This is a genomic window from Alcanivorax sp. HI0044 (assembly GCF_001634945.1).
In genome coordinates this window covers 1-9,582 of sequence record NZ_LWEZ01000158.1, presented here as the reverse complement: position 1 = coordinate 9,582, position 9,582 = coordinate 1, and the positions used below count along the sequence as shown (strand labels likewise).

General features: G+C 58.0%; 10 protein-coding genes. 2 read left to right on the top strand and 8 right to left on the bottom strand.

The genetic code is table 11. The features are described from left to right. A partial coding sequence (locus A3730_RS01920; RefSeq protein WP_231883807.1) for a DUF945 family protein occupies positions 1 to 815 on the bottom strand: 815 nt, incomplete at its 3' end. A 181-nt stretch (positions 816 to 996) separates the two neighbouring features. Further along, a complete protein-coding gene (locus tag A3730_RS01915; RefSeq protein WP_063519363.1) occupies positions 997 to 2,793 on the bottom strand; it encodes an acyl-CoA dehydrogenase C-terminal domain-containing protein in 1,797 nt (598 codons plus the stop codon). A 309-nt stretch (positions 2,794 to 3,102) separates the two neighbouring features. On the opposite strand from A3730_RS01915, the gene A3730_RS01910 reads away from it, so the two are divergent. Continuing rightward, a complete protein-coding gene (locus A3730_RS01910; RefSeq protein WP_197468580.1) occupies positions 3,103 to 3,291 on the top strand; it encodes a Trm112 family protein in 189 nt (62 codons plus the stop codon). A gap of 38 nt (positions 3,292 to 3,329) precedes the next feature. Next, entirely contained in the window at positions 3,330 to 4,367 is a 1,038-nt protein-coding gene (locus A3730_RS01905; protein ID WP_063537363.1) for a phospholipase A, read from the top strand. A 75-nt stretch (positions 4,368 to 4,442) separates the two neighbouring features. Here A3730_RS01905 and A3730_RS01900 read toward each other — a convergent pair whose 3' ends face one another. The 6 genes from A3730_RS01900 to A3730_RS30865 all read right to left on the bottom strand — a co-directional run. Further along, a complete protein-coding gene (locus A3730_RS01900) occupies positions 4,443 to 5,570 on the bottom strand; it encodes a DUF3570 domain-containing protein (protein ID WP_063519365.1) in 1,128 nt (375 codons plus the stop codon). Then, entirely contained in the window at positions 5,561 to 5,803 is a 243-nt protein-coding gene (locus A3730_RS01895; protein WP_063519366.1) for a DUF4266 domain-containing protein, read from the bottom strand. Before A3730_RS01895 ends, A3730_RS01900 begins: the two co-directional genes overlap by 10 nt. Then, positions 5,803 to 6,294, bottom strand: coding sequence for a TlpA disulfide reductase family protein (locus tag A3730_RS01890; RefSeq protein ID WP_063519367.1), 492 nt, complete (start codon positions 6,292 to 6,294; stop codon positions 5,803 to 5,805). The genes A3730_RS01895 and A3730_RS01890 overlap by 1 nt, the downstream gene beginning before the upstream one ends. A gap of 83 nt (positions 6,295 to 6,377) precedes the next feature. Next, positions 6,378 to 7,046 (bottom strand): outer membrane beta-barrel domain-containing protein, encoded by a 669-nt coding sequence (locus A3730_RS01885; RefSeq protein WP_063519368.1) that lies wholly within the window; start codon positions 7,044 to 7,046, stop codon positions 6,378 to 6,380. Beyond that, complete coding sequence (locus A3730_RS01880) at positions 7,016 to 7,777, bottom strand: outer membrane beta-barrel protein (protein ID WP_063519369.1); 762 nt, start codon at positions 7,775 to 7,777, stop codon at positions 7,016 to 7,018. The genes A3730_RS01885 and A3730_RS01880 overlap by 31 nt, the downstream gene beginning before the upstream one ends. 47 nt (positions 7,778 to 7,824) lie before the next feature. After that, a partial coding sequence (locus A3730_RS30865; protein WP_063537361.1) for a hypothetical protein occupies positions 7,825 to 9,582 on the bottom strand: 1,758 nt, incomplete at its 5' end.

Genomic DNA, 9,582 nt, shown 5'->3' with positions numbered 1-9,582 from the left:
AAGCCACTTTTACCGGCCAGCGTGTCACCGTCATCCTGGCTGCTGCCCTGCAGGGTAAAATCGAACCCCAGCAGCGGCAGGTCATTCTGCGCATATACCAGCCCCTTGCCGTGCAGGTTCATGTCGGTCAGCGGCAGAGCGTCGCCTAGCATATCCACCACATCCACCGAGCCGGTCAGCGATTCAATCGCCATTTGCCCCTGTGGTGCATTGATATTCAGCCCCTTGAGCGTCACAAAACTGTTCACCGGGTAGCCCTCAATATTCGGGCGATGCACATCCACCTGCAGCTGCTCCAGCACGACCTTGCCCATGGGCGAATCCAGATCGACCGGGGCAAGCGCGACCCGAATACGGACGCTGCCATCAAAGCCAAAGAAACTGTTTCCGACGAGAGGCTCCTGGCCCTGAAACAGTTGCTCGACCAGCGCCATGCCCTCCGGCGGCAAGGCCGACAGGTCCAGTACTTCCCGGGTGCTGGCCAGGCCCAGCTTTAACCCTTCATCGGTGAAAGCCAGCGGGCCATGATGGATGGTGCTTAACGAACAAACCTGACCGGACAGCGCCGCCGCTTGCGGCATGGCCGCCAGCTCTCCCTGAATGATCAGGCAGGTATGCGCGCTGGAGGAGAACAGACCCCGCTCGTAACGCACCACATCCAGCAAGATATCCTTCTGCCCCGGCAGTATTTCCATCTTCGCGACTTCATCGCGGACCACCTGCTCAACCCGCAGGCCCACATAAAAGGTAGCCGCCAGCCATGCCACTACCGGCAGTACAACCAGCACCACAACCAGTGCGAGTCCTTTTTTCATGGGTATTCCCCCTTCGTCCTTGTTACCCCGTTTTTTGAAGTGCATCACTATAGCGGAAAAACACCGGGAGTAACGATCAGCCCGCCAACCACCTCAGGCGCGTTCCGCGTTGCCCTGAACCCAAAAAAGAAACAAAAAAAAGCCCGCCATGAGAGGCGGGCTTTTTTCTCTACAGGAAAGATCAGAATGCAAAGTGATCAGCATCCAGATCCATCATGCAGTCCAGACCACCTTCGATGGCGCCTTTATGGCCAGCCACGCGCGGCAGGATACGCTTGAAGTAGAAGCGTGCAGTGCTGATCTTGGCCTTGTAGAAGTCCTCGTCACCGGCACCGGATTCCAGTGCGGCGTGGGCCACAGAAGCCATACGGGCCCACAGGTAAGCCAGGGTCACGTAGCCGGAGTACATCAGGTAATCCACAGAGGCGGCACCCACGTATTCCGGGTTCTGCATGGCCTGCATGCCGATGGCCTGAGTCAGCTCGCCCCATTCCTTGTTGTAGCCGGCCAGCGGCTCCAGGAATTCTTTCAGGTCCGCATTGTCGCCATTGGCTTCACAGAACTGGTGCACGATCTTGGTGAAGTTACGCAGGGCCTGACCCTGAGTCATCATCACCTTGCGGCCCAGCAGATCCAGTGCCTGGATGCCGGTGGTGCCTTCGTACAGGGTGGAGATACGGGCATCACGTACGTTCTGCTCCATGCCCCACTCACGGATAAAGCCGTGGCCACCGTAGATCTGTACACCGTGGTTAGCAGCTTCCAGGCCCGCTTCGGTCACGAACGCCTTGGCGATCGGAGTCAGCAGAGCCATCAGGTCATCGGCTTCTTTACGGGCGGCTTCGTCTTTCTCCAGCTTCACCTTGTCACCCAGCTGGGCACACAGGTAAACCAGTGCACGACCACCTTCCGCGAAGGACTTGGAGGTCAGCAGCATGCGACGTACGTCCGGGTGAACGATGATCGGATCCGCCGGGCCTTCCGGGTTTTTCGGGCCGGACAGGCTACGCATGGCCAGACGGTCCTTGGCGTAGGTCAGACCACCCTGGAAACCGATTTCAGCGTGGGCAACACCCTGAATGGCCGTGCCCAGACGGGCAAAGTTCATGAAGGTGAACATGCAGTTCAGGCCCTTGTTCTCCGGCCCGATCAGGTAGCCCTTGGCACCGTCGAAGTTCATTACGCAGGTAGCGGACGCCTTGATGCCCATCTTGTGTTCGATGGAACCACAGGTCACCGCATTGCGCTCGCCCACACTGCCGTTACCATCGGTGAGGAACTTGGGCACGATGAACAGGGAAATGCCCTTGGTGCCTTTGGGAGCACCTGGCAGACGAGCAAGAACGATGTGGACGATATTCTCTGCCATATCGTGCTCACCGGCAGAGATGAAGATCTTGGTGCCAGTGATGCTGAAGGAGCCGTCGTCGTTGGGCTCAGCCTTGGACTTGAGGATACCCAAGTCGGAACCACAGCTTGGCTCGGTCAGGCACATGGTGCCCGTCCATTCACCGCTGGTCAGCTTGGGCAGGTAAGCCTGCTTCTGCTCATCGGTGCCATGCTCTTCGATGGTCGCTACCGCACCGTGGGACAAGCCCGGGTACATGCTCCAGGACCAGTTGGCAGAACCGGTCATTTCAGAAATCGCGATACCCGCAGAGCCGGGCAGGCCCTGGCCACCGAATTCCGGGTCGCCGCCCATGGCCGGCCAGCCGCCTTCCACGTATTTGCTATAGGCTTCTTTAAAGCCTTTCGGCGTGGTTACCACACCATTATCGAAACCACAGCCTTCCTCATCACCGGAACGGTTCAGGGGAGCCAGCTCGTTTTCGGAGAACTTGGCGCCTTCTTCCAGGAAAGCATTCAGCAGTTCGCTGTTGATCTCTTCCAGACCCAGGCTGGCGTAGTGGCCATCCAGGTCCAGCACTTCATTCAGTACAAAGCGCATATCGCGCAGGGGAGCCTTGTAATCCGGCATCTCAAATCTCCCTTAAATTACCGGTGACAATGAGGCGGGCCGCGGCTCGCCAGTGTTGGGGGAGTCTCTGTAGTACTCCTTGGGACGCTAATCTTAGGTCAGGGCTCCAGCACGTCTCCAGCCCTATTTGTGACCCGCAAGTCAAACAAGCGTTTGAAACTACCGTTTGCCCGCTAACTGCTTTTTTTTAAAGGTCTTTTCCCGGCAACCGTAAAAGAGTACCGATATGCCTATGATGCCCTCTCAACCCCCTCGGGTTTCGGTATACTCGCGGAATTACGGTTTAACGGCCTGTTAAGGAAGAGTGAAATGATCGATCCGAATTTGCTGGATATTCTGGTTTGCCCGGTGAGCAAAGCGCCGCTGATCTACGATGAGACGTCGGCTGAACTGAAGTGCAAGGCCAGTGGCCTGGCCTACCCGGTACGCGATGGCATTCCTGTCATGCTGGAAGAGCAAGCTCGCACCATGGGTGATGAGGAAGCTCAATCACTGTAGCGTCCCACTCATAACTCTTCGCCACAGGAAGGCCTTTTATGCATAAGCGGCTTTGTTTCGCCCTGGCGCTGGCCAGCTCCCCGCTGTTCGCACAGGAGTCCGTCGATAGCGACACGCCGGTCCCCGATACCGCCCCCACCAGCATGACCGAAGAGCAAAAGCTCAACGACTGTCTGTTGCGCAGCGCCCAAACCGCCAACGGCAAGGTGACACTGCAGGAAATGCGCGGCTGGTGTACCAATGGCGAAGAGCAGGACAAGATCAGCGCCCACGAAGATGCGCTGCGAGCCAGGCTGGCACTGGAAAATACCACCCAGGGCAATCCTTTCGTCATTACTCCCCATCGCCGTAATTACCTGTTGCCCTACAGCTACTGGTCCAACCGGCAGTGGAACGACCCCACCAAGAACGACAGCGATCTACAGCCCACCGAGGTAAAATTCCAGCTATCGCTGAAAGCCCCGATCAAGGAAAAGATCGTGGATGACATTACCCTGTGGATGGCATTCACCGGCACTTTCTACTGGCAGGCCTACAACAGCGAGCTCTCTGCCCCGTTCCGCGAAGCCAATTACGAACCCGAGCTGTTCATTACCAAGCCCATCGACTGGCAGATCGGCCCGCTGGATTCCGAGTTGCTGGCGATAGGGTTCAACCACGAATCCAACGGACAGGACGTGCCTGTTTCACGCAGCTGGAACCGCGTCTTCATGAACTATGTGTTCAAGACAGGAGATTATTACTGGTCTTTCAAGCCCTGGTATCGCATACCCGAAGATAAAAAAGATGATCCCACGGATACTCGCGGCGACGATAACCCGGATATCGAGAAATACATGGGGAATTTCGAGCTGGAAGTGGCACACCCGTTTGGCAATCACGTCATCGAGCTGATGCTGCGCAATAACCTGCGTTCAGATAACAAAGGGGCGGGGCGTATCAATTACTCATTCCCCCTGAGCAAACGTTTCAAGGGGCTTGTACAGGTTTTCTCTGGCTACGGGGATTCGCTGATCAATTACGACGATTACGAAAACCGTTACAGCTTCGGGATCCTGTTGACGGATTCACTGTAAGAGACGCTGCGCGCTGCACGCATCATGCAACACGGCCAACCCGCATGGTGCGGAGTGCGTGTTGCATGACAGCACCTAATACCAGAGCGTAAACAGCAGCCGGGTTACGGTGGCATCAAAGCTGTATAAAGGCTCAGTACCGGGGGTGGTCTGTACCCGGATATCGCGGAAGTTATCGTAATCGAAGCTGAAGCGGTCCACCCATAGATGCAGGCCGGCTTTATCGATGGTGCCCCAGTTCGGTTTGCTGAACTGAAAACCCACCCCCATTCCGATCACCGTGGACGAAAACTCACTCAGCTCCTTGTCACGGGCCAAAAAGTTCTGGGCATTCTGAAACGGGAACAAATCCGCATAGAAATCCGCGTCACCCTGCTGATAGCTTCGGTAGCGGGTTTCCACGGTCCAGCGCTGGCCGATGGGTTGAATGAGCTGAAGCTGCCAGCTATTGGCATCCACGCCCCAGGAATCGCTATAAAGTCGATATTCCCCGTGCAACCCAGCACGCCATGGCAGGTAATACGACAACCGGATCGCCGTGGCTTCACTGGTACGGGTATTGGGGTAGCGCTCCGGTTCAAAGCTGTAGCTGTTGGGGGAAGTCAGGTAACGCACAGAGCGGTAAGGGTTATTCAGGTAGCCTTCATCGGTAATCAACTCATGGCCGATGCTACCGATCAGGTTTTTCGTCAGCACCTGACTCAAGCCGATCCGAAAGTGTTGCCGGTCCGCCTCCTCGGCAAAGCTGTTGTCACCGGTACGGAAGACTTCATCCCACCCTTTTGAGTAACCCAGGCTCAACGTGGTCAGGTCACCAAAAAAATCCTGACTCATATCGAAATGCACCGAGTTGGCCTCAAAATCATTTTCTTCACTGTTGCCGTAGCTCAGTGAATAAATGGCTTTGCCCGCCAGGTAATCAATGCCGACACTTTTTTCGGTGCGTTCTTCTGAATAAGGGCTGGCGCTGGTCACCACATCAATGGAAGCCGCCGACACCTTGTCCACATAGTAATTGGCACGCACCGACACTTTATCCGCAAAGGACTTGCGCACCAGCACTGACGGCCCCTTGATCTCCATGCCGCCGCCATCGTATTGATGATGCAATATGTCCAGTCGATCCTCCGGCAATACCGCTGCCAGCGCACTGGCCGTCAGCAGCCAAAGCCCCCCGACTCGCAGCCCCCACATCAGTTGCATCCACAGCCTCCACCGGCACTGCCTTCTGCACCGCGCATGGCTTCACGGGCCTGATGCACATGGTGCATGTAGTTATCTGCCGCCGGGTTGGCCGCCGGGTTCATCACCGGATCGGCCAACCGGGCACGCTCGTAAGGCTTGAGCCAGGGCTGCACGGATGAACAGCCGCTGCTCAGGGCGGCTGCAATCAACAGGGAAATCAGCGCTGTCTGTGGCAGGATTCGCTGTCGCATTATTCGAGCACCAGTTCCTTCACCTCGGTCCGGTAGTGATCCATATAGCCGTCCTTGTAGCCACGGTGGTGATAGCGCACCTTGCCATTGCGATCGATCAGCACCGTGGTCGGCATGGCATCCACCTGGTAGGTCTCACTGGTATCGTTGGCCGGGTCGAACAGCACCGGGAAGCTCACGGGAATTTTATCCAGCAGCAGGTTGGCCTGATCCCGGTTTTCATCCAGGTTCACACCAAGAATGGTAAAGCCATAGTCCCGGTATTCCTGATAGAGCTCATCCAGCAAGGGCATTTCCGTACGGCACGGGCCGCACCAGGACGCCCAGAAGTTCAGCAGCACCACCGTGCCGCGCAGCTCACTGAGCTTGATGTTCTCGCCGCTGCTGGATTTCAGGGTAAAGTCCGGCGCCTGGCCGGTTACATCCGCGCTCGCCCCCAGGCTCCACACGCACAGCGCGCCACACAGCACCCCCGACAGCCATTTTTTCATTGTGCTTCCCCTCACTGTATTTACCTGCTTTTGTTATTCCGCTTCCGCTTTCTCTGGCGGCACCGTAGAGCGATCAACGATGATCAGAAAAACACACCAATACCTGCCGTTAATTCCAGGTTATGAGTGGTTTTGTCTTCACCCAGCACGTCCAGATTGAAGATGTGATCTTTCATGTCCACCCGCAACGCCATCCAGTCATTAATCAGCAAACGGTAGCCCACACCCAGACTCAGCGTGAACTGGTCATCGCCGGCGAAGTCCGTCATGCCGGCTCCGCCCATTAAATACAATGCATTGTTGTAGGCACGGTTTTCCGACAGGAACGCCTCGCCCGGCAGCAGGTTGTAGCCCACGCCCACTTGGTAGTAGGTATATTCACGCTCATCATCAGTGAGCAGCTGAACCCCCGCATTCAGGGTTTCAAAACTGGTTTCCCCGGCCTTGGAGCGGCCCAGGCTGCCTTCCAGAAATACATCCTCAGAGAGGTGGTAATCCAGCCGCACGCCCAGCACCGGGTCACTGCCGAAATCCTCAATGGAGAGGATGCCGGTATAGAGGCCAATCTCGAAATTTTCCGCATCGATATCCGCCTCTTTGATATGGCGGCGCTCGATACGCGGATCGAGCACGGATTCCGCATCCGCATCCCGAACGGTGGCCTTGTTGTCACCCTCTTGTTCCGCCGCCAAGCTTTGCAGTGGCAGCAGCAGGGATGCCGTTAAAACAATACTGAGAAACCGAGTTTCCATTCTTCCAAATTCCGGTTGTCGTCTTCCTGGGTAAACAGCACATAGCTACGGTATTCGCCGCGCAGAACAAAGCCCCGCGACAGATAGGCTTTCAGGCCAGCACCGGCGAAGGCAAAGTTTTCGTCACGGTTTTCCGGCGTTACCACCGTGGCCCGGGGCTCGATTTTGGCGCGCCCGGTACCCAGCATGACATAGGGAGAGACCCGCCAGCGCGGGAACATCTCGTGCTGCAAGTTAATGTCGATCAATTTGTTGTTGGCAAAGGGGCCGCTCGCCTGGGTAAACATGGCTTCCGCAGACAGGTTTTCCGTCATCCGGTAGCCCAGTGCAAACGCCAGTGAGGTAACTTCATCCAGCTCGCCCATCAGCACCGACGCCTGCCAGTGCCCGCCCTGGAATGCTTCCTGCCCCAGGTTTTTCATCTCCGGGGTTTGCTCGCTGCCATCCAGGGTGGCCAGCAACGCGTCGCGGGGCACCCAGCCCACCCGACCACGCACGGTGCTGACCTTGATCCAGCCGGCGCGGCGATATTCCAGGGTCAGCGGCGCATCACGCTCCACCACATGAAACACGGGATAACCGCGACCCGGGCCGCTGTGGATTTCCACAAAAGGCTCCGCCACCTTGACGCGCAGCGGAGCGATATCCGATTTGGCATCAGGCTCAGCTTCGGGCTCAGCCCAGGCCGGCAGCACCGCCATCAGTGATAACAGAATTACAACAAGGCGCACCGGGTGCGTCTCCTTTCCAATACATGTCAGGGCGCGGGAAAGCCCGCTCAGTTTTCCGGCACCCGGAAGGGGTCGTTATACAGCTGCGCCCCCAGATCGATCCATTCGGCAAGCAGACGTTGCTCCGCCGCACTCAGCCAGCCTTCGTGCACACCGCCGGCAGCGAAGCGATCAAAGAAACCGCCGGAGTTACGTGCCTGCCCGACCCGCAGGGTGGCGGACACGTTCACGGTCTGCGTGACGGGAATCGGGTTGTCATTGTTATCCAGAATCAACTCGCCGTCTTCATCGGTTTGGTAAACCACACTGCCTTCACCATCGGTGACGATGACCAGGTTATCCACCAGCGCGCCGTCTTCCAGCACCAGCTCGTTATCATTGAACAACAATTCCCGGTAGCTGGTGGGCTGTTCCTGCTGATCCGGTGACGCCTCACCGGTGAGTTCCAGCTGGGCAGGCGGCACTTGCAGGGCATTCATGTCATCGCGACGGTTGTGGCACGACGAACAGGTGCCATCTTCCATACTGCCCCCCACATCAACCATCCGGGGCAGATCCCAGATCGGCTGAATATGGTCTTCATAGTGAATCACCGTCCGGCACTCCGGTTGCCACTGAATCTGGCAGGCCGCTGTGGCGGGTGCCGGGGTCTCCAGATCATCATAGCTGAGTAATAACTCATCGGCCGGATCCGGGGCCGGATCGCTCCAGGCGTCAAAGGCCTGCATGTTGATGGCCGGCCATTCACTGTCCGGCAGGAAACGGGCCAGGGCCTGGGCCATGGTTTCCCCGGCATCGGCAAACGGCACCACATCGGCACGGCTGTTGGGGAACGGTTGGCCAGTGACCGGGGCGCCGTCATTGATCGATGGCGCCATGCCATCGGTGCGCCCATGGGGCTGTGGATTGTTGGTTCGGTGGCAACCCTGACATTGCAGTGTTTCCCCGGGGCGCAGGTTCAACCAGGCGCCATGGCGGCTGAACACGGCCTTGCCGTCGGCATCTACCAGCTGCAGGCCCAGCGGCGCATCTGCCGGCACCCGGGCTCGCACGGAACCATCCGGCTCCACCGGCACATAACCGACGATTTCACGCATGCCGAAGTTGGCTGACCGACCAAACTGGGCGCCGCTGATATCGCGTACGTCTTCGTTGGGGATCAGCACGCCTTTGGTGATGCGCAGGAAGCGCACCCGTCGCTGGTCCGGCGTGACCTGGGCCGGATCACTGAAATCGGCAATCGAGTTGATGCCCGGCAGCCCCGGGTTCATGAAATCGGAAAAACCGCCGTCCAGGTCGTACACGCTGCGGATATCGATACGTGCCATATTGGCATCGGCCAACGCATCGTCCCGATCCGACTCCGGCACCACAGTGGCCATGCGACTGGCCGTGGCCACAGCAAGCTCAGTCACCCATAGCCCCTGCTGAGGCTGCACCACCGGCAACTGCGTTCCTTCTGATGGATTCAGAATCCACAGCCCGAAAGCCGGCTCGGCTTCCGGCAATCCCTGCTGCAAGTATTCGTCGGTGCAGGGGCGCAATACCGCCCCGTCCTGCAGCCGACACGGCGACCAGGCCATCAGGTAACGCCCGCTGCCATCATTCAGGCTGACCAGGTCCGCCATGCGTCCGGTCACAGAAATGGCGCCGGTGAGAGTGCTCGCCGGGCCGGGCAGCGACTGTTCCGCCTGCCCCGCCACCCTGCCAAACAAGGGGCCTTCTCGGTTAACGAAGTTGTCGATATCGATAGCCACCGGCTCCATTTGCCCGGCGGCGGTTTCACGTAAGCGGATGGCCGTCAG

Bases quoted from the DNA above. Each gene is read 5' to 3' on its own strand.
- A3730_RS01915 (WP_063519363.1), bottom strand. From the start codon at position 2,793: ATGCCGGATTACAAGGCTCCCCTGCGCGATATGCGCTTTGTACTGAAT.
- A3730_RS01890 (WP_063519367.1), bottom strand. From the start codon at position 6,294: ATGAAAAAATGGCTGTCGGGGGTGCTGTGTGGCGCGCTGTGCGTGTGG.
- A3730_RS01900 (WP_063519365.1), bottom strand. From the start codon at position 5,570: ATGCAACTGATGTGGGGGCTGCGAGTCGGGGGGCTTTGGCTGCTGACG.
- A3730_RS01895 (WP_063519366.1), bottom strand. From the start codon at position 5,803: ATGCGACAGCGAATCCTGCCACAGACAGCGCTGATTTCCCTGTTGATT.
- A3730_RS01905 (WP_063537363.1), top strand. From the start codon at position 3,330: ATGCATAAGCGGCTTTGTTTCGCCCTGGCGCTGGCCAGCTCCCCGCTG.
- A3730_RS01885 (WP_063519368.1), bottom strand. From the start codon at position 7,046: ATGGAAACTCGGTTTCTCAGTATTGTTTTAACGGCATCCCTGCTGCTG.
- A3730_RS01910 (WP_197468580.1), top strand. From the start codon at position 3,103: ATGATCGATCCGAATTTGCTGGATATTCTGGTTTGCCCGGTGAGCAAA.